This window comes from Acidiphilium sp. MT5, from assembly GCF_054767495.1.
The window spans coordinates 176,614-199,410 of the sequence record NZ_BAABMR010000005.1; the positions used below are offsets into that span (position 1 = coordinate 176,614).

Annotated in this window: 10 protein-coding genes; 4 read left to right on the forward strand and 6 right to left on the reverse strand. The window is 59.3% G+C overall.

Translation table 11 applies throughout. The features are described 5' to 3' along the window. The 4 genes from ACYUCQ_RS07590 to cysQ all read right to left on the reverse strand — a co-directional run bounded on the left by ACYUCQ_RS07590 (position 1) and on the right by cysQ (position 15,279). Entirely contained in the window at positions 1–3,096 is a 3,096-nt protein-coding gene (locus tag ACYUCQ_RS07590; RefSeq protein ID WP_460253912.1) for a CHAT domain-containing protein, read from the reverse strand. Further along, on the reverse strand, positions 3,096–12,437 hold the full coding sequence (locus tag ACYUCQ_RS07595) for a beta strand repeat-containing protein (RefSeq protein ID WP_460253913.1): 9,342 nt from the start codon (positions 12,435–12,437) through the stop codon (positions 3,096–3,098). The genes ACYUCQ_RS07590 and ACYUCQ_RS07595 overlap by 1 nt, the downstream gene beginning before the upstream one ends. Positions 12,438–12,475: 38 nt before the next feature. Then, entirely contained in the window at positions 12,476–14,257 is a 1,782-nt protein-coding gene (locus ACYUCQ_RS07600; protein WP_460253914.1) for a ShlB/FhaC/HecB family hemolysin secretion/activation protein, read from the reverse strand. 236 nt (positions 14,258–14,493) lie between these two features. Next, a complete protein-coding gene (cysQ, locus tag ACYUCQ_RS07605) occupies positions 14,494–15,279 on the reverse strand; it encodes a 3'(2'),5'-bisphosphate nucleotidase CysQ (RefSeq protein WP_460253915.1) in 786 nt (261 codons plus the stop codon). Between the two features lie 149 nt (positions 15,280–15,428). Between cysQ and ACYUCQ_RS07610 the strand changes: the two genes are divergently transcribed. Both ACYUCQ_RS07610 and ACYUCQ_RS07615 read left to right on the forward strand, forming a co-directional pair. Next, complete coding sequence (locus ACYUCQ_RS07610) at positions 15,429–16,955, forward strand: leucyl aminopeptidase (protein ID WP_460253916.1); 1,527 nt, start codon at positions 15,429–15,431, stop codon at positions 16,953–16,955. A 60-nt stretch (positions 16,956–17,015) separates the two neighbouring features. Then, positions 17,016–18,119 carry a glycosyltransferase family 61 protein gene (locus tag ACYUCQ_RS07615; protein ID WP_460253917.1) on the forward strand — a complete coding sequence of 368 codons (1,104 nt, stop codon included), beginning with the start codon at positions 17,016–17,018 and terminating at the stop codon, positions 18,117–18,119. 2 nt (positions 18,120–18,121) lie between these two features. Here ACYUCQ_RS07615 and ACYUCQ_RS07620 read toward each other — a convergent pair whose 3' ends face one another. Together ACYUCQ_RS07620 and crtD are read right to left on the reverse strand one after the other, a co-directional pair. Beyond that, positions 18,122–19,042, reverse strand: a complete 921-nt coding sequence (locus ACYUCQ_RS07620) for a carotenoid 1,2-hydratase (protein ID WP_460253918.1) — start codon at positions 19,040–19,042, stop codon at positions 18,122–18,124. Continuing rightward, on the reverse strand, positions 19,039–20,592 hold the full coding sequence (gene crtD, locus ACYUCQ_RS07625; RefSeq protein ID WP_460253919.1) for a 1-hydroxycarotenoid 3,4-desaturase CrtD: 1,554 nt from the start codon (positions 20,590–20,592) through the stop codon (positions 19,039–19,041). The genes ACYUCQ_RS07620 and crtD overlap by 4 nt, the downstream gene beginning before the upstream one ends. Before the next feature lie 181 nt (positions 20,593–20,773). Here crtD and ACYUCQ_RS07630 point away from each other — a divergent pair, with 181 nt between their 5' ends. Further along, the gene (locus tag ACYUCQ_RS07630; protein WP_460253920.1) at positions 20,774–21,643 is read left to right on the forward strand and encodes a polyprenyl synthetase family protein; all 870 of its coding nucleotides are present in this window, start codon (positions 20,774–20,776) and stop codon (positions 21,641–21,643) included. A 7-nt stretch (positions 21,644–21,650) separates the two neighbouring features. Continuing rightward, positions 21,651–22,790: a methyltransferase gene (locus tag ACYUCQ_RS07635; protein WP_460253921.1), complete on the forward strand. Its 1,140-nt coding sequence runs from the start codon at positions 21,651–21,653 to the stop codon at positions 22,788–22,790. Positions 22,791–22,797: the final 7 nt, after the last annotated feature.

Sequence of the window (22,797 nt, forward strand, 5' to 3'; positions counted from 1 at the left end):
TTACGACTTGCCGCTGAAGCTGCCAACCGGGGGTGATGACGCTGCCGTTCGATCCGCCTTCCCGCCATCGCCGATCACCACAAAGGGCGCCCAGTAGAACGGATCGGCAATCCCGGCGGGCAAGCCATGCCCTGCCCCATTAATCAAGGCGAGCTGCACCTCGCGTAAGCTGGCGGACGCCCCCTGCCCTTGCTGCACATGGGCCAAGTCAGTCGCGACCAAATAGGCAGACACTTGATCGCTCACCGACCACTGGGTCACCATCAAAGCGCGCGCGCCGGCGAAGAAAAAGCTGCGGGCAAGACCCGAGAGCGCTTCACCGCCTGACCGCCCATTGCCGCCGCCGGTATTACAGGCGGAGAGAATGACCAAATTAGCGTTCAGATGAAGATTGGCCACGTCCGCGCTGGTGAGCATCGCCTGGGCGGCTGAGGGCGCACCGGGCGGTGCTGAGGTGATAATCGCGGGCTCCGTGGTGCAGGGCAATTCTGACGGCAAAATTGCATGCGTGGCAAAATGCAAAATACGAAACGGTGCCAGATCCTCATGCTCAACCGCAGGAACGGTGAAATGCGCCCCCAGCAGCTCATCCTGCGGCGATGCCTTGAACAGGGCGCTGGCCGCTGCCAGCTCAAGTTTGGCCGATGGTAAGTTCGGCAAACCCGCAAATAGCCGCGCGCTGTCTCCGCACGTGGCTGGCGGGAAACTCGCTGCGGCTTGGGCGTCGGTCACTTGATGGAAATCGCCAAAGCCAAACCAAGGCTGCGTCGCCGTCGATGTGCCGGCGATCTTGCGAAGGCTGACGAAATTGGCGGCGGCTGGCACGTAATCGAGTGTCGCGTCACGCACCAGCCAAGGGGCCGTTGCCAAGGCGTCGGGGGCAACGTCGCGGGTTGGCAGGAGTGCGAATGGCAGCGAGAGCAACGAGCCGGACGGCGCGATCACCAGAGCATCGGTGTGTTTGAGCGGCGCGGCAAAAGGTGCAAGCGTCGCCTGATAAATCTGATAGGCGGCGTGCATGGCAAAGGGCGGTAAACCGGCTTGGGTCGGCTCGACCGATCTCCGCACGGTTTGCACCAGCTTAGTCATTGTCGCATCGCCCGTGCCGGTGCGCGCCACGCGCACTTGGTCGTCGCTCAAATAAAACAGCCAAGCATGGTTCCGCGATACCATGATATCCAAGAACGCTTCCTGCGGGCGCAACCGCTTGAGCACGGCGCTCGCGGGTACCACCGCCTGCACCAATTGGCCGAAATTGGGCGCCGCTGCCTGCACTGCAAGATCGGCGGCATTCAGCCCATCGGTCGCTTCCCGAATTTGACCATCAATCGCCTTGATGGCTTCGGGCGTTACTTGCTTGCCGGATTTTTGCGCCCGCGCCAGTTGGTCGCGCTGGCGATAGAGCCGGTTCAACCGCGTGACCGCGTCCTGATGCGCCCTTATGGCGGCAGCAACTTTCGGGTTCTTAGCACCTGCCGCGAGCCGCGCCGCCGCCTCGGCAATTTCAGCACTGGTTGTGGTGCCTTGCGCAAGCTCGGCCATGGCGAACATCTCGGCATGGATCGCCTCCGCCTTGGCTTGGTTTTGTTTCGCTCGTTGGTCCAGCGCCCTTAAACAAGGCGAAATGAGCTGCGCGGAGGTGCCTAGCCGCAGCCCGGTCAATAACGCGACCGATTTTCGACAAATCGGCACCGCCTCGGATTCGTGGTGCTGGCGCACCAGCACGTCAGCGCGCAACAATCCAGTATCCGCAACCGGCCTTGACCCCGGCAAGGCCCTGGCAAACCCGGCGCCCGCCTCGCTTAATTTCGCATCCGCATTGGCATCTTGCCCGTTCGCGACATCAATCGCGGCCTCAGTCCGATCAAGTCGGGCATTCAGCACCACCGGAGCAATCCCGTTGCCGATGGCAATTTGATTGGCGCGCCGAATCAACGCAGCAGCGCGGCTCGCTTGATGCAATTCTAAAGCAGCAATCGCTTGATAACGCAGTGATTCGATCAATCCGAGCAAGCGCAGCTGGGTCACCGGGTCCAGCACGATCGATTGCGACGTAAGCAATTGCGCCGTGCTGCTGGCACCTTGCGCCAAGCCGAACAAACCAGCGTGCGAGGCTTGGTCACCGTGCGGATGCAGCAAGTCGGGCGGCAACGTCCCCGCATATTCGAGCGCTGCTTGGCGCAGCAATGTCAAAGCACGGTGCGGGTGATGTTGGTTCAACGCATCAAGCCCCCGCGCATGCTCAAGGGCGGGCAGCGCTGTCGGGTCCGCTGATTGGGGTGCCAGGGTTTCGGCGGTTGCAAATAAGGAGGCCGCCTGATGATATCGCTGGGCATCAGATAAATTCAACGCCAAATCGGTTAGCGCGGTCACGGTATTGGGGTTGTCGATGCCGAGGGTTTTTTGCTGCAAGGCCAGCGCCGCGCGATACGCCGTGATCGCAGCCGGGAAATCTTCCTGCTGGTTGGCCTCGGCGCCCACGCGCATCAGTTTGTCATAGGTGCCAATATCACCCGAGCTAAACGCTTCAGCCGCCAACCGATTGGCCAATAGCCGATCCGACGTTGTCACCGGCAACGCCCGCGCCTTCCGGGCCGGCAATACCCCCGCCGCGATCCCAATTGCCCGTTGCATCACCGGGAAAGCAGGCTGCACCCCATCGGCATAAAAGGCTCTCCCGCGCACCAATGCCACTAACGCCACATGCGGCCAGCCTCCGAGGCGCTGCGTGCATGTCAGCAGTTCCGCCGGATCGCCGTTCAAAATCGATGTCGCGGTTGGTGCGGCGCAAGCATATTGCTGCTCAATGCCGGCCCGCCAATCGCTCGATGTGGCCAGCGTCAAAATTCCAGCTCGATTGCTTGATGGCCCATCGACCACCGTTGCACTGGGCTGCGACCAATTTCCGCAATAAATCAGCGCCCCGTGGGCATCACGCGTCGCTGCGCATTGCTCACCGGCTTGGTTGGCGCCGAGAGCAATCCGCGCTGTCGAAACTTTTGTCCCGCCGCCGCTCACATAAGCGGACGGCGGTGGCGCCGTGCAGCTCACCAACATGGCAGCCAACCCAAACGCTAGAAGCGAAAATTTGAACATTAGTAATCCCTTGCCGCAATGCCTGGCAGCCGCACATTTCGATCAAGCTTGCGGCGGCGCGGCGGCGTTAGATCAAAATTAAGCAACGGGCTGGTTTCCGGCACGGTTTCGATGGGCAAAATGGTACAATCCACCGAGCCAATCGGGCACGCATTAAATTGATAATTACTGCTCGGAAATGGAAACACAGTGCCATTATGCGCAGCGCCTGTGCCCGCCACGCCGCCAAGCGTGCCAATAAAATTGATCCGCCCGCCAGCATTGCCCACCACCAAAAGCCGATTGAGAAAGAGCTGCCCACTCGCGGTGCCGCTATTGAGTTCTAAAATCAACTCTGTTGTGTTCGCCTGCAAATTCTGGAACGTCGCGTTCGATCCCGAATTTGATTTGCCCGGGTCAAACAACACGAACACCGTATTGTCGGAATTCGGATAAACACCAGTTCCTGCCAACGGCGGACCATCAATGGTGAATATGCCGGTCTGCACCAATTGCGGCGTGGGGCCATTGATCGTCAATACCGTGTCAATGCTGGTGGGGATTGGTGCAACAGTTGCACCGGGGGGCGTTTCATAAACACCAGAAATATACAACCCGCCACCGGCCACGCCATCCAGCGTTAATAATCCCTGCACGGTAAGACTGACCGCTTTCGCCGCGACCGGGCCAATCACCGTCAGCGCTTGATTGTCGATCAGCGAGAAAGGCTGATTGAGGAGCAAGAACTGGCCAATCGAGCCAATTTGATTGGCCTGGCTATCCAGCTGCACAGCCCCATCCAGCGTGCCATAGCTTTCCAATAACGGTGTGCTAATCGTCGCACCCGCCACCTCGGTGACGGGGCCAGAGCTGCCTAGCAGTAGCTTTGTTGCCGCCTGCAGATCGCCGACCAGATTAATCCCTGATGCATCAAGCGTGATCGCTTGCGCCGATGACACCGGGTCCCCCGCCGTCAGCACCGAAGCATCATGCAAGAACAAATTGCCTTGCACCGCAAAGCTATCCAGGTTCAAAATCGCATTGCCAGCACCCAGATCAACCGAACCCCCAATGACCCCGTCGGATACCAAGGTCGGCACGGCGATTGTGCCTCCGGTTTGCACCACCGATCCCGTGGATTGCACAGCAAGCACAGTGTTGGCGGTGACTGGACCGGCAAAATCAATCGATGGTGCTTGCAAATGCGCCGACACAGCATCAAACGGGCCAGCGACGATCAAGCTTTGATCATCCACCAAGGCGAAGTTGCCAGAATTATTCCACGCCCCAAGCGTGCCGATCAGGTTTGCGTTGGTCAGGGACGCATTGCCTGCACTCACGCCGGCACTTTCCAGGCTATTGGCATCGATGGTTCCGGTTGGGGTTCCGGTTGGGGTTCCGGTTTCGCTAATCCCGCCTGATGCAGAAGAACTGCTCAGCGCCAATGCGCCGCTGACCGACACCAGACCCGCAATCGCGAGCGAGTTAGCCGTCAATGTCGCTGTTGGTGCAAAAACCGGCCCCGCAACCGTTAGGCCCGCACTGTCTGCAAGATCCAATAATCCTTGATCGTTGAAGTTTCCCAGCACCGCAATGGAGTTGGATCCCGTCAGGATGGCATTGCCAATAATCGGGCCTGCACTGGTCAAAACCCCCGCCGCGATTGACCCGACCTCCGCAACGCCCCCCGAGCTTGCCAACGCCAAGGTACCCGGCATCGAAACCGCACCCGTAAAGTTCAGCCCTGCGGCCGATAAGGTCGCAGAGCCGCCGGTCACGGCGCCATTGATTGTTAGGGCGCTTGCATCGATCAGATCAAGCGTCGCGGTCGGAGCCTGGCTAAAGCTTCCCAACGCGCCGATCCGATTCTGGCCGATGAGCGAAACATTGCCACCAATCATACCCAGTCCAACAAGCGTCGGCGCAATCACCGACCCGCCTTCGCTCACCGAATTCGAAGCGCCGATTGCCAGACTATTCGCCACCGATATCGCGCCCGCCAAATCAAGCGTCCCGGCCACCAACGACGCCACCGCACCATCGATCGAACCATCAACCATCAACAGCCCATTATCCCGCACCGCCAGTGTGCCAGCACCAGGCGCCCCAAAATTGCTGAGGATGGCAATCGTGTTTGTTCCCGTCAGCAGCGCATTCTGCCCAGCGGCACCTGACCATGTGAGCAAGCCGGCATCGATTGCGCCTGCTTCGCTCACACCCGAACTGCCTGCCAGCGCCAATGTCGATGTCGCCGAGACCAATCCATTAATCGCCATTGATGGCGCGGTGAGGAACGCCGACTGCGCATCCAAAGTGCCCGCAATCGTTAAGGGCGCGCTGTCTGTCAAATAAATCGTGGCATTATCGGTCAGCGCGCCAATAGAAGCGATATTGTTGGTGCCCGTCAGTGATAAATCACCGCCAATCGATCCGTTCAAACTGGTCCCGACCGTCAGGCTGCCAGGCTCGCTCACCAAACCTGAGCTGTCAATCGTGCCACCTTGATTGACACTGAGCAGCCCCCCAATCGTGAGCGAGGGCACCACAAAAGCCGCGTTCAAGGCTGATACCGTGCCGCCCAGCAACAGATCAGCGCCATCATGCACAACCAATGCGCCATTATCGAAAAAGTCAGCGATCTGCGCGATCGAATTTATCCCAACCAGTGACACATTGCCTGAAATCGAATTCACCGATTGCAACAGATTAGTATCAACCGAGCCGGTCGACGCCTCAGTGACCAGACTACCGCCCAGCGCCAGCGTGCTCACCGTGACTGTGCCAATGATGCTCACACCTGGACCGGCATTGAGCGACACCACCCCGCCAGAAACCGGTCCACTCACCGTCAAATTCTGGTTATCATCCAACACCAATGTGCCTGCACTCGATTGCGAGAATGATCCCAGATAGGCAATCTTATTGGCCCCGTACAATTCGACCGCGCTGCTATTCGGCGCGCTATTGATCAAACTTCCCGCATCAATCGAGCCAGTCTCTTTGATCAATCCAGCGCTATTGAGCGCCAACACGCCGGTGACCGATATCAAGCTCGGAATGGAAATACCAGCCGCCGTCAATGTCGCGGCAGCAGCATACACGGGTGCGGCCACGGTCAGTGAACTCAAATCATTCAAAGTAAGGCCGCCAGAAACCGTCAGATACCCAATATTATCAATACTGTTCGTGCCCAACAGCGTAACATTCCCGCTAACAGCACCCGACGAACTGACTGAGGTTGCGTTGATCGAACCCGTCTCGGTAATCGCGCCAGAGCCGCCGAGTGCTAGCGTACCAGGCGTCGTGATTGTGCCTGAAATGCTCATCCCGGCGGCGCTCAAAGTCACATCGCCCGCCGCGACCGAACCCGATACCAGGAGAGATGAACGGTTACTCAGATCGAAAGGAGCCACCCCTGAAACGCTAAAATTCGCCAAATCGGTAATCGAGTTGCTACCCGTCAGGAATACCGCCCCGGAACCGCCGCCAATCAGCACCCCGCCCGTAATCGATCCCGGTTCGTCAATGCCGTGGGTGCCCGATAGCGATAATGTGCCCGGCACATTGATGAAGCCGGTCAAATCAAGCGAGGGCGCCGAGATCGAAGCTGTACTGGCCAACAGCGCTCCCGCAATTTTTAGATTTTCATTATCTAAAAGTGAAAAATATTGCGATGTGGCGGTGAAGTTGCCAAGCGCACCGATTTGGTTCGTCTGATCATTCAACACCACGCCGCCCGACGCGGTGCCGATCAAATAGCCAACATTCAACGCTGCCGATTGGCTGATTCCCCCTGCGCCGGCCAGCAAATCAAGCGTCCCTGGAACGACTAAACTACCGCCAATATCAATCGTCTTAGCCACGAAAGAGACATTATTGATCCCAAGCGACACACCCTGATTGACCGCTAATATAGGAGCATAATGATCGCCAATCACCAAAGCCGCCACATGGGGACTAATCGCGCCGAGAAGATTGATGCCTAGACCCAACGTTCCCGTGCTCGCACCAGTCCCAATCACCACGCCATAGGTGCTGCCCAACGGCGCGAACGACACTGTTCCGCCCGTGTCCGAAATCGACGCACCAATCGTCGCCTGCACTGTGTTGACCAGAAATGATATCGGCGCCGCTGGGCCCGCCACAATCGGTCCATCAAGCGTCAAACCCGCGCTATCATCAATTAAAATACCCGTCGTCCCCGCAGTGAGTCCGCCGATATTATCAATCGAATTCAGACGATCACTTAGGCTGATACCCGCACCCGCCGAACCCGCCATCATGACCGCATCAATGAGGCCGCCGCTGATAAACGAGCCGCCGGAAACGACATTGAGCGTTTCTGCCTGCAATGTTCCGGCGTTATCAACGCTGCCCGCCACATCGATCAGCAACGAAGAACTAGCACCACCCGTGAGCATTCCCTGATTGGTGAACGCACCATCGCTCAATAAATCGAGCGTATTCGTCACCGTACCAATCACCCCAGCGCCAATAATCGACGATGCAGCGAATGACGTGCCACTTGCCGTCGCTGATCCCAACACAACCAATTGCGCCGAACCCAGCAACGCATTTGCCAGGGAATTCGAAATGTTTAGCGCTTGCGGGGAATTCCCGGGCGATCCTAAATACAAAGCTGTGTTGTTATAAGGCGCCACCGCGATCGTGCCGCTCGGCGCCAGAAAAACCCCGGAAGGATCGCTCAGCGCATCACTAATCAGGGCAATGGAGCCACCCGTGCTCACTGAGATCGTGCTACCAAACGTCAATCCAGCCGGATCAATCAGCTTAACATTCGGCGCTAAAAGCAAATTGCTCAAACTGAGCGGATTATTGTCGTGCAGGATAAAATTGCCGGACAAGACATCAAAGCTGCCAAGATTGGTGATGCTATTGGCACCACTCAAATCAACCGCGTTGGCAAAGCTGGATATCTCAACTAAGCTGTTCGCATCAATCGCGCCGCCCAAAGTTTCGGTCAACCCTGTTGCGCTAAGCGCAAGCGTGTAGGCGGCGCTGACACCACCGATAATGACCAGCGATCCAGACGTGCTGAGGGAAATATTGCCGCTCGCAGTTATCCCACCCAAAGAACCAATTGAATTCACGACCGTTCCAAAAGGAACCAAATTGACGGCACCGAACGTGCCCGTGCCTTCCAGCGTACCCGCTGTTACAGCGCCATTTGTGCCCTCAGTTATTACGCCTTGGCCCGCGAAACTCACAACGCCAGTACCCACCGAAATCGGTGCCAAGATATCGACGCCCTGATTGCCGAGCGTCACGCCAGTCGCGGTCAGCGATCCAGCAATCGTCAACATTGTAGAGTCGGCCAAGTCGAAGCTGCCCGACGTGCCCAGGCTCATCACATCCAGTGTGTTGATCGAATTATGGGTGCCGCCCAACGCGACGGGGCCAGCCAAAGTCCCGTCAGTCATCAACACCGAAGCTATAATTGCCCCCGCTGTTCCTTGCGTGACGCCGTAACGGCTACCCAGCGCCACCGTGCCAGCACCCGCATTCAGCGTACCGTCCAAATTTAGCCCATAAGCAGAAAGCGTGATCTCGCTTGCATCAAACGACCCGCTGGACAGGGTCAAACGCGCGCCCGGATCGTTCAAATCAATCCCGTTAGTGCCGGCATTAAACGCCGCCAGTGTTGCTATGGTATTTGCACGACCCAACGTCAACCCGGTCCCCGGTGCCGTATCGGAAAATAGCCCCGTGCTGATCGTTCCCCCATTTTCACTCAAACCACCTTGCGCGCCCAGGCTGATCGAACTCGCCTTGACCAACCCAGCGATGGTGAGCGACCTGGCTTCATCAAGTATCAATGCGCCGGTCGTCGAAAACGCAGCCAGAGTATTAATGGCATTCGCTGGTGCAGACAAATCCACAGCGCCAATAAACGAGTCAGTACCGGTGGTCAGCGTTGTTGCAATGATCGATCCAGTGCCACTTTGCGAGACATATGATCCATTCGTGCCAACACTGGCGAGCGTCAATTCATTTCCGACGCTGACCAAAGCCGCTAGATCCAAACTCGTTGCACCTAGCAATACCGAGGGCGCCTCGACGGACCCCGTTACGGCCAATGTGCCAGAGTCAAGTAATGAAAACTCGCCATTGCTCAGTGAAACACCTGCGAAATTATCAACCGCATTCAGCGTACTTGCCAAATCAATGGCTGCACTGGCATTTGCCAAGGATAGGCTGTTCGCAACGATACCACCCGTCGATGATTCGGTTATCCCAGCAGAATCAATTAGATAAACAGAATTACCACCCGCGCCGACAAGCCCGTTCAGCGTCAAAGCCGAGCGGTCACCGATTACCACAGAACCGTTGGAAACGCTCAGGGCGCCGATTGTGTCAATTTGATTAGTCGCATTCCCCAACAAAACGCCGCCACCAATCGTCCCACCACCCGATGACAATGTGCCAATTGTCAAAACGCCCAAATAAGCCGGGTTCTGTACTCCGCCCTTCTGGTCAACCAAGCCGCCCGACGTGATCGTTGCCGAGAACAATGATCCAACCTGGATCGGTCCAGAGAAGGTTACTCCATACCCATTGTTATTACTATCAGTCACGTAAAGATCGACGGCATCAATCGTACCCGCAAGACTGACGCCTGCACTGCTTCGGATCGAGATCGTCCCCGAGGCGCTGATTGTGCTACCTGCTTGCGCCGAGACGCCACCGGCATTTGCCCCCGCACTCGTCAAGCTTATCCCAGCGGCGTCGAGCGTGCCTGATACCCCTATCGTTGCGGCATAGAAACTTACATTACCAGCAGCGTTGACAGGCCCGTTGATCGCCAGTGATCCATGATCAACCAACGAAAATGAACCACCTCCTGCAGTTGAACTCGCAATACTGAAAGCACCGACGGCACCAACGGAATTATATCCCTGTGTGAGATTGACAGTGCCCTGCAATCCAGAACCGGACTCAATCGTCGCCGCTGTAATCGAGGCACCCGATAATTCGTTGAATGAACCGCTGCCGCCGAAAATTAGGGCGTTCGCGGCATCAAGGCTGGAGTTTATCGCAACACTTTTCCCATACAACGCAATATTTTTCGCCGATAGATAATTATTCAGGATAAGCGTTGATTTATCGGCCAGAGTAATATCGGCACGTGATACACTAATCCCTGAGATAGAACCAAATTGGTTCAAGCTATTGCCAAGGACAATACCATGTTTCGACGAGGGGTTAATTATAGAAAGATAACCGCTTGCACCGAGGTCAATGACCCCGCCCGCGTTCTCCGTTATACCTTGATTACCATTCAGAGTAATCGCCTGCCCGATATCCGCGAGCGTTCCAGCAAGCACCAATGATCCACTTGTCGCAATATTGCCAGTTCCCCCGCTGATCGTTAGCCCTCCCAAAGTGCCGATCGTGTTCACGGTATTTCCAAGCGTCACGCCACCATCAATCGTTCCACCATCGGACGTCAAAGTCGCTGCGGTGAGCGTTCCCGAATAACCACCGTGGCTACCAACCTGCTCGATTAATCCACCACCCACGACCGACGCAGCGAACAAAGTTCCCACTGATATTGGCGCGGCGAGTGTAATGCCGTCAGTTGAACTCGTATCGACCAGCGATAAATTGTTAGCCGTGATGCCACCATTCCCTCCGATGTGGTCGATCAAAATGCCAGCGCCGGCGTTAATCTCCAGATTTCCGTTGAGCGAAATAATTTGATTGACGTCAATCGAACCGCCGCTCGACAGGGTCATTGCCGCAACGTTACTGTTTAAGTGGATTGCCTGATTCACCCCGATATAGGAGGCCGCTTGCAGAATAATCGTCCCCGATGGGATAGCGTTAAGGATCGACGCGTCAACATAGCTAGCTGTGGGCGACGCAGAATTGTTGCCATACGTAACGACCGTTCCGTTAGTCGTGCCGCTAATCGTCGTATATGTCGATCCACGCTTCAGCGTTCCAACAATCAACGTCGCCGGATCAAGCAGCACCGATCCCGCATGGCCGGATGGAGCGCCAACATTCTCAGTGCCCGAGAGCAAAATAATCCCATCGCTGGAAATCTCGGCGGTGCCGCCATATCCACTCCCCGCCCCTTGCGCAGAAATAGTCCCTGCTTGCGTTGTTTTATGATGCGAGAGCAGCACAATCTGACCACCATTGCCCGATTGCGTGGCATCGGCGCTAATCTCCGCTCCCTGCGCCACACTGACCGAGGCAGCGCGCGGCGCCGTCTTATCACTCGGGCCTTGCTGCGCACGCTGCACGCTGGTGCCAAGCGCCACCACCCCGCCCCCAGCGGCACCTGAAGCATCAATCCGCGCCGCACTGCTGACACTAACAGCACCGGTCGCATCAATCCCGATCGTCCCGCCGGAGGAACCTGGGGTGGTGCCTCGCGCCAAGACATTGCCCGCAATCTGAATGTCACCGCCAACACCCTGAATCAGGATACTGCCTTTCGACTGCCCCACACTATCGGCACGCAACACCCCCCCAACATTGAGCACCGATTGCACCAATTGATCCGCCTGCGCCGCCGTAATTTGGATCGTGCCACCATCCGCAATCACCACGCCATCATTGGTGACAAGCGCATTGACGGATTTACCGCCGAGGTCAACTTTGGTCACAGCCTTGGTAACATCAAGCGAAATCAAATGATCGCCGTATAAATCAAGGGTGAATGTCTCGGCGCCAGCGAGAATAACATGCCCCAATTTCGCCGTGATCAACCCATGATTAATCACTTGCGGCGCTACCAGAGCAGCCAGCCCGGCCTGCTTCACCGTAATCGTGCCGTCATTGACAATCGAGGCCCCTGGATGCGGGGCCTGGTTGAAATCGGTCGAACCAGCCATGAATTTCTTGGTCGAAATACCAGCAGTCGAGACCACAATCGCCTCGGCATTGACTTGCGCGCCTTTGGCAAAAACCACACCCGCCTGGTTCATCAGCACAATTTGGCCATTGGCGTTGATATGCCCAGCAATCACCGATGGATTATTCGCCATGACCCGGTTCAACGCGACGGCCTGCGCGTTCGGCTGATTAAACGTGACCTGCGCATTTGAGCCAACATTGAAGCTCTGCCAATTAATCGCCGTCCGCTCGCTCGCCTGATTGATCGTGGTGCTCGCGTTTCCTTGCACAATCGTGGCTGATCCACCAACGACTTGCCCACCTTGTGGCGTCATATTCGCCGGCGGCAGCGGTGGTGTTTGCGCACGGCCCACCGCAGTCGAGAGCAAAATTGCCGCCGATAGAGCCGTGCTGGCCAATAACAGCCGATGGGCGCGCCGCACCCGCCACTTGCTGCCGATCTCACCATGCCGCCAAGCGTTTTGCTCAACCATCTGCATCACCCCTTACGCTGCTCGCACCGAGCAGACATTCAATAACGCGCCGTTACCGCCCAATAGATCGCCGTTTCCGACAAAGGCTGACCCGCCCCGACCGGTACAAGCTGCGTCACCAACCGATGAACACCCTCGACATCAAGCTCTAAATAGCGCGTCAATCCCAACCGCACCCCACCACCGAAGCTGGCAAGGCGATGATTGGCGGAAACTTGCCCTGCAATCTGATCATTTTGGAAGTTTTCACCGTAATCATAAAAGCCATAGAATTGCGCCCCTGTTTCAACCCGCCGGCCAAAGACGCGGAAATTGAGGCCAGTGTTCAAATCCAATTCCGCCGTGGCATAAATCGCCTTATCGCCCGTCACCTGGCCAGAATAATACCCACGGGTGAATTGGCTGCCGCCCAAATAAAATTCCTCGGAGGTCGGCAATATGTCGGTCGTGAACTGCCCACCGGCTGCAGCACGAAGATCAACGCTGGCGCCGGCCCAAGGCGAGAATAATGTTTGCATGCGCGACAATGACGCATCAATTTTCCAGAAATCGATCCGCTCGCCCAACCGCCCCGATGGCGGGGCTGAGCGCCGATTGGCCGATGCCCCCAAAAATGGCAGACCCTTGGAAAACGTCACCTGCATCGAGGTCAACGCTGATCGATTAGCCAGCGCATTGTCAGAAATATCATAGTCAAACTCCGCGCGAACCGCCCGCACCGCATCATCACTCGCCAAACTGCCCTGGGTGTCGATAACATTGTTGGAGGCATCGAATTTAACCACCCCGGTGAGCGCCTCACCCCGGCGCAGCAGCAGCGGATATGATGCACTGGCACCAAACAACGTGATAAAACTGTGATAGCCGATCAGCGCGAGCGGCCCTGTCGGCTGCGCGCGGCCCGTGCCGCCATAGATCGAAACGCGCACCCCATCCGTGCCAACAAAAAAGCTCTCAGTGAATTGGCCGAAATTATCGGTGCCATGCGAGGTATGAAACAATGATAATTGGGTCTGATCGCCAAAGCGGGTGAGGCTGTTTAAATCAAACACCCCTAACGCTTCAATCGGCCCGGTATCGCGATAGGCGCGATTATCCACAGTCAGCAGCCCGCCAACCACTTTGTGACTGACCTCCGCCACCAATGTCAGCGCCCCCGGTGCCGCCGCGTTAGGCTCCAAAACCGCATGCACATCAACGCCCGGCGTCTGTTCGGCCAACAACAGCCAATGCTCGAGGGATGCTTCACGCACCGGCCGCTCATGGGTCAGGTGATCGAGAAACCCCAGAATCAAAGCGCCCGCCGGGCCGATATTGCGCGAAAGCTTGACCGAGACGATCCGCCCTTCGGTCACAATGAAACGCAAATCACCAGCCTTGTTGATTTCTGCTGACACTGCCGTCAGCACGTAACCATGATCGCGATATAAATTCAGCAACCCGCGCCGCGCCGCATCGATGCGCGCTAAACTCACCGCCGGCCCAGTCAAACCCGCCGTGATCGGTGCCAATTTGGCCGCCGGAAACGCGGTAACGCCGATGGTGGTCACCGCGTTAATCGATACCGTCTCGTTGGGCATCGCCGCCGCCGGTCCCACCGGCTGGAAGCTCGGCAAGCCCGCGCCCAATTTCGGCTTGGACGGCGGCAAAATATGCTCCAACGGCGAAACTTGCGGCACCGCCGCACCCGGCGACTGCAACGGTGATTGCGCGGCAGCCTGGCCGGTCAGTGCCGCGCCAACAGCCGCGCAAGCAAGGCCATAGGCGAGCGTTTTCCGCCGTGAGCGCCATCCCGTGTCATGCCTAGCCTGACCGTCCATTCCCGCAATCCTCAAAATTATTGCCGTCGTAAAATATCATTTCGCCCACGGCTCAGGTGCCCAATAACAACCGGGTCCACCCTTTGCGAGGCGCTGACGTTAGCACTATGTCGGATTATTCATCAATTTGAAAGTCGCGTTTGATCTTTTGGCCGAAACGAGAATCGACCAGAGCCGATAGCGGACGACAAACACAGATTGTTAAAAACAACCTAGGCGGGTATCCGGCCCGCCAATCACGCTGCGCCGTAACAGAAAAAATGCGGATTTTCGAACCCGGATTTGCCATAGGTCAAGGGCGAACCATCCGCGACAACAACGCGCCCGCCAGCGGCTTCGAGCAGCGCCTGCGGGGCCGCCGTGTCCCATTCCATGGTACGTCCCAAGCGCGGGTAGAAATCCGCCACCCCCTCCGCAATCCGACAAAATTTTAGCGCGGAGCCGATATTGGTCAAATGCGCAACTTTATAACGCGCCAAACAAGATTCTAATGCCGGATCATCCGCATAATGGCGCGAAGCGAACACGGTCATGCCCTCGGTCGGCACCGCGCGCACGTGAATGGCCTGGCGCCGATCATCCTGCTGACAGAAGGCGCCACGCCCCACGATGCCGCCATAAATCATCCCTTGCGCGGGCGCGGCCACCGCACCCAAAACCGCCCGACCGTCGATAACCAAGCCGATATTCACCACAAACTCATCGCGCCCGGCGGCAAATTCGCGCGTGCCATCCAGCGGATCGACCAGCCAGAAGCAACGCCCCGGCTTTGTCATCCGTCCGGCCGCCACCTCCTCCTCTGCAATCACCGGGATATCGGGCGTCGCATCGCGCAACCCCGCCACAATCAACCGCTCCGCACGCATATCGGCGATGGTGACCGGCGATTGATCCTCTTTATGATCCACCGCAAAACCAGCCCGGCGCACCGCGAGAATCTCGGCAGAAGCCGCGCCAACTAGGCGCACCGCCTGTTCCAGCAAAAACGGCAAATCAATAGATCGATCAGGTAAGGACTGCATCGCGGTCTGATACAGGCTAGGCCGCGAAACGCCAAGTCACGCGCCACGAACCCTTGCACCCTGCGCGACATTGTTTTGCAGCTTCGCGTAATCGCGGATAGAAGCATGACAGACATCGTCACAACCATTCAGCTATGGGGAACCGCGTCATGATCGATATCACCTTTGCCAAGCCCGTTTTGCCGCAATCGGGCGCCGTCGCCCTCCTGCTCGCACCCCATGACAAGCTTGATGGTCTGGCGGCCGCTCTCGATCAGGCGCTGGATGGCGGACTGACCCGCGCCCTGAGCGTCGCTTCGTTCACCGGCAAGCATGAACAAACCGCGACGCTGCTGGCACCGGGTGCCGGGCTTGATCGGGTCGTGGTCGTCGGCTTGGGCGAGCGCGATGAATTAACGCCGCATCGCGCAGAACAAGCCGGTGCCGCCGCCGCCGCCGCCTTGAATAAAGACGCGCACGGCACCATCATCGCCGAAGCGCTCAGCCCCGCCCTGCTCGCCCATGCCGCCCTCGGCGCGCGGCTGCGTAGCTACCGGTTCGATCATTACCACACGCAAAAAAAACCGGATCAGAAGGCTAAACTCCGCCATGTCACGCTGCTGACCCCTGATTTGGCCCGCGCACGCTCGGCCTTCGCACCGCTCGCAGCCCTCGCCGCCGGCGTTGAGCGCACGCGCGACTTGGTCAGCGAACCGGCCAATATTCTGACCCCCGCCGAGTTCGCCGACCGCGCCGAAACGCTGGAAGCGCTCGGTGTCAAAGTCGAGGTATTTGATCGTCATGATATGGAGAAACTCGGCTTCGGCGCCCTGCTCGGCGTCGCGCAAGGCAGCGCCAATGAACCGCGCATGGTGGTCATGCAGTGGCTCGGGGCTTCGCGCACCGAAACCAGCGCCAAATCTGGCAAAAAAACTGGCAAAGCCAAGCCGCATGATCCGCTGGTGTTCATCGGCAAGGGCGTCACCTTTGATACGGGCGGTATTTCGATCAAGCCAGCCGCTGGCATGGAAGACATGAAATGGGACATGGCCGGCGCGGGCACCGTTGTCGGTCTGATGGCTGCCCTGGCCGGCCGTAAGGCGCGCGTCGATGCGGTCGGGCTAATCGGGTTGGTCGAAAATATGCCCTCCGGCACCGCCCAGCGCCCTGGCGATGTGGTCAAATCCTATTCCGGCAAAACCATCGAAGTGCTGAATACCGATGCTGAAGGCCGCTTGGTGCTCGCCGATGTGCTGGCCTACGCCCAAAAACGCTTCGCCCCACGCTTCATGATCGATCTCGCGACCCTGACCGGCGCCATCATCATCGCCCTCGGCCATGAGCATGCCGGCCTGTTCTGCAATGACGAAAACCTGGCCGAACAATTGGTCGCCGCAGGCACCGCAACCGGCGAGGAAATTTGGCCCATGCCGCTCAGCCCGGCCTATGACAAATTGCTCGATAGCGATATCGCCGATGTGAAAAATATCAGCGGCTCGCGGGGTGCGGGGGCGGTGACAGCCGCGCAATTCTTGCAACGTTTCGTCGATACATCATCGGCAAAAATGCCCTGGGCGCATCTGGACATCGCCGGCATGGCCTGGGCCACCAAGGCTGGCGGCGTCACCCCGAAAGGCGCAACGGCATTCGGCGTGCGCTTGTTGGATCGTCTGGTCTCCGAGCATTACGAGCATTAATCTGCCCGGTCCGAACGCCAGGATGGGTCAAGCTGTTTGACAGCGCTGCCGGTTCCCACGGTGGCGCTGCCTCCAATGCCGGGCTGGGTGCGGGTCAATCGCACCCATGTCCAGCGGCTGCGGATCGCGGCGGTGGCCAAGCCTGCGCGCGTGCCAACGCTTGCGGTAACCGATCCTGATTTGGTTGATGAAGCCTGGGTCAATCTGCATCGCGGCGGGCTTGACGGTCCAGCGTTCGACCTCGCTTTCACCGGCCCAATCGCGCTGACCCTGAGCGCTCACGGCCTGATCTGGCAGGATGGGCATTTGCTCACCGGCCCAGAAATTCTACCCGCCTATGTGATCGAGCAGCTACACGCCGCGCCCGCGCATTTTCTCACCGCGCCACGCGCCCTACCCCGCCGCCACGAATCCAGGCCAGCCTATATTTTTCTCGGCTGGGGGATCCAAGTTTTCGGCCATTTCCTGATCGAAATGCTACCAAAACTGCTCTTGGCACAGGCGCACAGCCCGTCGCTGCACGGGGCAATGCCGGTGCTTGACCGTGCCATGCCCGATTGGTTTTTGACCATCTTGCGCACACAATTCGGCATCACCGAAGAGCGCGCCATCTGGTTTGATTCGCGCCAGGAACAACTCAGCCTCGATCAAGCCATCCTGATCCCGAACCTGCTGCGCCCGGGCGGCTATCATCCACACACCGCAACGCTGTTCAACGCTTTCACCAACCGCCTGACGGATCACCGCGACGGCGAAACTGGCCGTGTAAAAATTTTTATCGCGCGCGGCACCTATCGCAATCCCGCCTCGGCCCAACGCGTTTTGCTCAATGAGCCGGATATTGCCCGCATTGCTGAGGTCGAATTTGGCTGCACCGTGCTGCACCCGGAAACCTTGGCGTTTGCCGAGCAGGTCCGGAGAATTTCCAATGCCGACTTGATTTTGGGCCAAGCCGGCTCGGCGATGCATCTCGCCCTGTTCGCGCCCGCCCAGGCACGGATCGGCGTGCTGCGCTTCATGGCGCCGGATCAATCCTTCATCGCCGCCCTGCGCGGTCAACCCATAGCCTATCTGACCCAAGGGATCACCGAAACCGCCCCCGATCAATTCATCGCCGATCCGGGGCGATTTCGCCGCTTTGTGCATGCTTTGATGGCCGATTAAATCTAACCCCAGCGCGGCATCCGAAATGGCAACATGGCTTGCACAATCGGCTGGCGCAACCGATCCAAATCCAAGCTCTCATGCACGCAATCGCCCCGTTCGCCGGCAATCACCGTGTCGATCTGGGCGCGCGCATAGAACGGCGCATCCTCAAAACGCCGCCGCACCTCGGGCCGCACCCCCGGATCGGCCCGCGCCTCGCGCTCCAGCCGCCAGGCGGTGCGATCAAGCGCTGCCAAGGGCGGTGGCGTAAACGGACTCGCCCCACCAGAGGCCGAAAATCGCAGCGCCAATTCCAACGCGCTGCCATCGCGCCTTCGCGCATCGTAACAAACCACCGCCCCCGCGCCGCTGGCCATGCGTGACCAGCTCCAGGCGCGAAACGCTGCCGCAACCGGTTCGGACCCGGCATTGTGATCCAGATAAGCATGGCCGCTCCAGCGCAGCGCCGGGCGCTCAAACATCACCTCGATCCGCGCACAGGGCGCAATCGGCTGCCAATAATGGTTTTGCGCGGCATCAAGAAAATAACGCGTTGCCTCCACCGCCTGCGGCAACACCCGGATGCGCCCGCGCAGACGGTGCGGCACCGGCACGCTCACCTCGCAAATCTCCGCCTCCAAGGCCGATCCGGTCCAACGCAGCGCACTCGGGCCAATCGATAATGTCTCAGCATCACGCTGCACGCTGCTCCGCTCGGTCATTGCCCAGCGCCCCGCGCGCGGGCGGTACAGCGCCAAATTGATCGCGCAAAATCGCTCGGCCACCCCGCGCCCTTGCTTGATCGCTCGGGCATAATAGGGCGAAAAAACCGAGCCAACGAAGCCAATCAGGGTCAACGCCTCGGTGCCATCATCGCTGATCGCATCGATATACCACCACGCATAGCCATTGTCGGGCACCGCCTGATCAAAGCGGATCAAGGCGCGTCATCCAGCACCGCACTCGCCGCGAACCGGCCCGATAAGGCCGCCATCGGTAATCCTGGCCCCGGATGGGCCGATCCCCCAGCCAAATATAATCCAGGTAGCGCAGTCCGCGCGGGTGGCCGGGCAAAGGGGTCACGCCAGCCATCGAGCGAGCGGCCATATAACGCGCCGCCCGCGCCGGGAAATGACGCGGCAAACCCGGTCGGATCGGTTCGGCCCCGATGCTCAACCTCCAGCGTCAAACCGGCCCGATCAAGCCGCTCAATGACCCGCCGCCAGCACCCCTCCAACGCCAACTCCGAAAGCGGCGCCGTATCGCCCAAGGCCGGCGCATTAATCAGCACCAACATCCGCTCGACTCCACTCATCTCATCGCCGGTCGCGCTGCCTTGGCGATCCTGCGCACAGAGATAAATCGTGGGATCATCCGGCAGCGCGCCGCGCGCAATCTGCGCAAATTCTGCCGGATAATCGGCGCTGAAAAAGACATTATGATGGCTCAACGCAAATCCGCGCGTGCGCGCCACCACCTGCCATGTTACCGCCGAGAGCGAGCGTTTCGCGCCGCGCGCCGCCGGTGCCACCGCCGTTTGCACCGCCGCGCCGAACTGCCCCGCCGCCAGGGCGCCTAATTCAACATTGGCAATCACCCGATCGGTGCGAATCGTTGCCCCGCCGCGCAGGCGCACCCCATCCACCCGCCCGTGATCGATCAAAATTTCCTCAACCGCACTATCGTAGCGCAATTGCGCCCCATGCGCTGTCGCGAGGTCGGCCAGCGCGGTGGCCAGCCGGGTCAACCCCCCCTCAATCCGCCAGACCCCGCTTTGTTCGACATGCGCAATCAGCATCAACGTCGCGGGTGCCAAAAAGGGTGACGCACCGCTATAGGTCGCATACCGGGCGAAAAGCTGGCGCAGGCGCGGATCGCGGAAATTCTTGCCCAAGGCCGTCCACAGACTCGCGAACGGTGAGACGCTGCGCAGCGCCGCCAGCCCACTAATCCCAGTGCGCGCAATCAGTGCCGGCAGACTCGGCACCGGCATTCGCATGAAGCTCGCGTCGAGCGCGTCATAAATCCGCGCACTCAGGCCACAAAATCGCCGATAGCCCGCCGCCGAAGCCGCACCGAAATAGGCTTCGATCGCTGTTGTGCTAATTTCTGGATTAGCATTCAAATCAAACGCTTGTGAGCCGCTCCACACATGGCGCGCCAATATCTCAAGCGGGCGCAGCGGGAGTAAAGCCGATAAATCGGCACCGGCATGAGCGAAAATCTGCTCAAAAACGGGCCGCATGGTCAGCACCGTCGGCCCGGCATCGATCATCGCGTCACCCAGTCGTACTTGGCGCAATTTACCGCCCGGCTGTGCCGCCTTTTCACATAAAATGACATCGCGCCCGGCCACGGCCAGCTCCAGCGCCGCCACCAGCCCGCCCATGCCAGCGCCGATCACCACAATCGGCAGGCTTGACCCCCGCGATGCTGCGCCCTGTCCATCCGCAGCACTCTCTTGATCGGGCCGGGCACGACGGACGCGCACTGGCGCACTCCTTAACGTGAGTAATTTGAGGCGTTTATCGCATAATTTTCTCAGTCGAATCGAACTTTGAGCGCATCCGATCCGGTTGCGCGTTGCAGTATGCGAAATCGCTTGACCATCTGTCAATCTCGTATCACAGTATTAAATGACAAGTTAAGTTGACAGTTGCCGGGAGGCTCGCATGGACGCACTCGCCCTCATCGAAGCCGAATTAACAGGTGCGATGCTCCGCGCCGAAGCCAACGGCGCACCGCCCAAGCTGGCAAGCGCCATGCGCCACGCACTATTTCCGCGCGGCGCCCGCGTGCGACCGCGACTCGCCATTGCGGTTGCAGCGGCTTGCGGCGCCACCGCCTTTGCCCCGGCCATCGCGGCCGGTGCCGCGCTCGAACTGCTCCATTGTGCGTCCTTGGTGCATGATGATTTGCCTTGTTTCGATGATGCGAGCTTGCGGCGCGGCAAACCATCCGTCCATGCCGCTTTCGGCGAGGCCATCGCCGTGCTCGCCGGTGATGCGCTGATCGTGCTGGCCTTTCAAACATTGGCCCATGGCTGCATGGCCGATCAGACGCGTTTCGCCCCGTTGACCTTAATCATCGCTCAAGCCGTGGGCATGCCGAGCGGCATCGTCGCCGGACAAGCCTGGGAAAGTGAGGCGCAAATCGATGTCGCACGCTATCAACGCGCGAAAACCGGCGCCTTATTCGCCGGTGCCGCGATGGCCGGGGCGACGGCGGCGGGCCAACCCGCCGATCCGTGGCGCGGATTAGGCGAAGCCTTGGGCGATGCGTATCAAGTGGCCGATGATCTATGCGATGCAGCCGGTTCGCTCGCCGAATCCGGCAAATTACCCGGACGCGACGCCGCCAAAGCCCGCCCGAGCATGGTGCGCGAGCGCGGCATCGAAGGCGCGCTCGATTATCTCGACCAACTCGCCGATGCCGCCGCCGCCTCAATCCCACCTTGCCCTGGCCGCGCCGGTCTGCAAGCCCTGATGATCCAGGAGGCGAAACGCTTGGTGCCGAAATCGCTGGCCCGGGTCGCCGCCTGATCATAATATGGGCGCCACCCTGCCCGCGCTGCCAATGAGTTGGGTCGCCGCCGCCCGTGAGCGTTGGCGCAGCCTGCGCGACCGGCTGCTGGCCGATACCCGGTTTCAGCAGCGAGCGGCACGCTTTCCCCTCACCCGCCCGATGGCGCGGCGCGAGGCCAACGCGCTGTTCGATCTCTGCGCCGGCTTTGTCTACACTCAAATTCTCACCGCCTGCGTCGAGCTTGATCTGTTCGAAACGCTGGCCAGCGGCCCCCATACGATTGCGCTGCTCGCCGACGCCCATCAGCTCGATCAATCGGCGATGCTCTGTCTGCTTCGCGGTGCCGACTCGCTGCGCCTGCTGCAACTCGAGGGCGAAACGGTCAGGCTCGGCCCCCTCGGTGCCGCGCTGCGCGGCAATCCCGGCGCGGTCGCGATGATCAGGCACCATAAAATCCTCTATCGCGACCTCGCGGATCCGCTCGCTTTGTTGCGGCGTGAAGAGCCCGGCGATTTGGCCCAGTTCTGGCCATATGACGGCGCCGATGCGCAGCAAGCGCGCACCTATTCGCAGTTGATGGCCGATTCTCAGCCGATGGTCACCGCCGAAATCCTCGCCTCCTATCCGTTTCGCCAGCATCGGCTGGTGCTCGATATCGGCGGGGGCGATGGCAGTTTCCTGACCGCACTCGCCGCGCACGCACCGCATTTGGCGCTGCGCTTGTTCGACTTGCCGCCGGTTGCCGCCCTGGCCGAACAACGTTTCGCCGCTCATGGCTTGGCCGCGCGCGCTCACGTGTTCGGCGGCGATATGCATCAAGGCGGATTCCCGATGGGTGCCGACTTAATCACGCTGGTGCGGGTTCTGCACGACCATAACGACGCCGAAGCCCAAACCCTGCTCGCCAACGCCCGCGCCGCCTTGGCACCCGGCGGCATCATCCTGATCGCCGAACCGATGGCCGGTGCGAAGGGTGCCGCCGCGATGGGCGACGCCTATTTTGGCTTTTATCTCCGGGCCATGGGGCGCGGCCGCCCCCGTCGCGCCGCCGAAATCGCCGCGATGCTGCGCCAAGCCGGATTCGCGCACCCGCGCTCAATCGAGACCAGCCAGCCTTTGCTGACCTCAATCATGGTCGCAACGGCGGCGGACCGCCAATCATGAAAAGAAA

Coding starts and splice junctions, on each gene's coding strand:
- ACYUCQ_RS07590 (WP_460253912.1), bottom strand. CDS start 3,096: ATGTTCAAATTTTCGCTTCTAGCGTTTGGGTTGGCTGCCATGTTGGTG.
- ACYUCQ_RS07595 (WP_460253913.1), bottom strand. CDS start 12,437: ATGGTTGAGCAAAACGCTTGGCGGCATGGTGAGATCGGCAGCAAGTGG.
- ACYUCQ_RS07600 (WP_460253914.1), bottom strand. CDS start 14,257: ATGGACGGTCAGGCTAGGCATGACACGGGATGGCGCTCACGGCGGAAA.
- cysQ (WP_460253915.1), bottom strand. CDS start 15,279: ATGCAGTCCTTACCTGATCGATCTATTGATTTGCCGTTTTTGCTGGAA.
- ACYUCQ_RS07610 (WP_460253916.1), top strand. CDS start 15,429: ATGATCGATATCACCTTTGCCAAGCCCGTTTTGCCGCAATCGGGCGCC.
- ACYUCQ_RS07630 (WP_460253920.1), top strand. CDS start 20,774: ATGGACGCACTCGCCCTCATCGAAGCCGAATTAACAGGTGCGATGCTC.
- ACYUCQ_RS07635 (WP_460253921.1), top strand. CDS start 21,651: ATGGGCGCCACCCTGCCCGCGCTGCCAATGAGTTGGGTCGCCGCCGCC.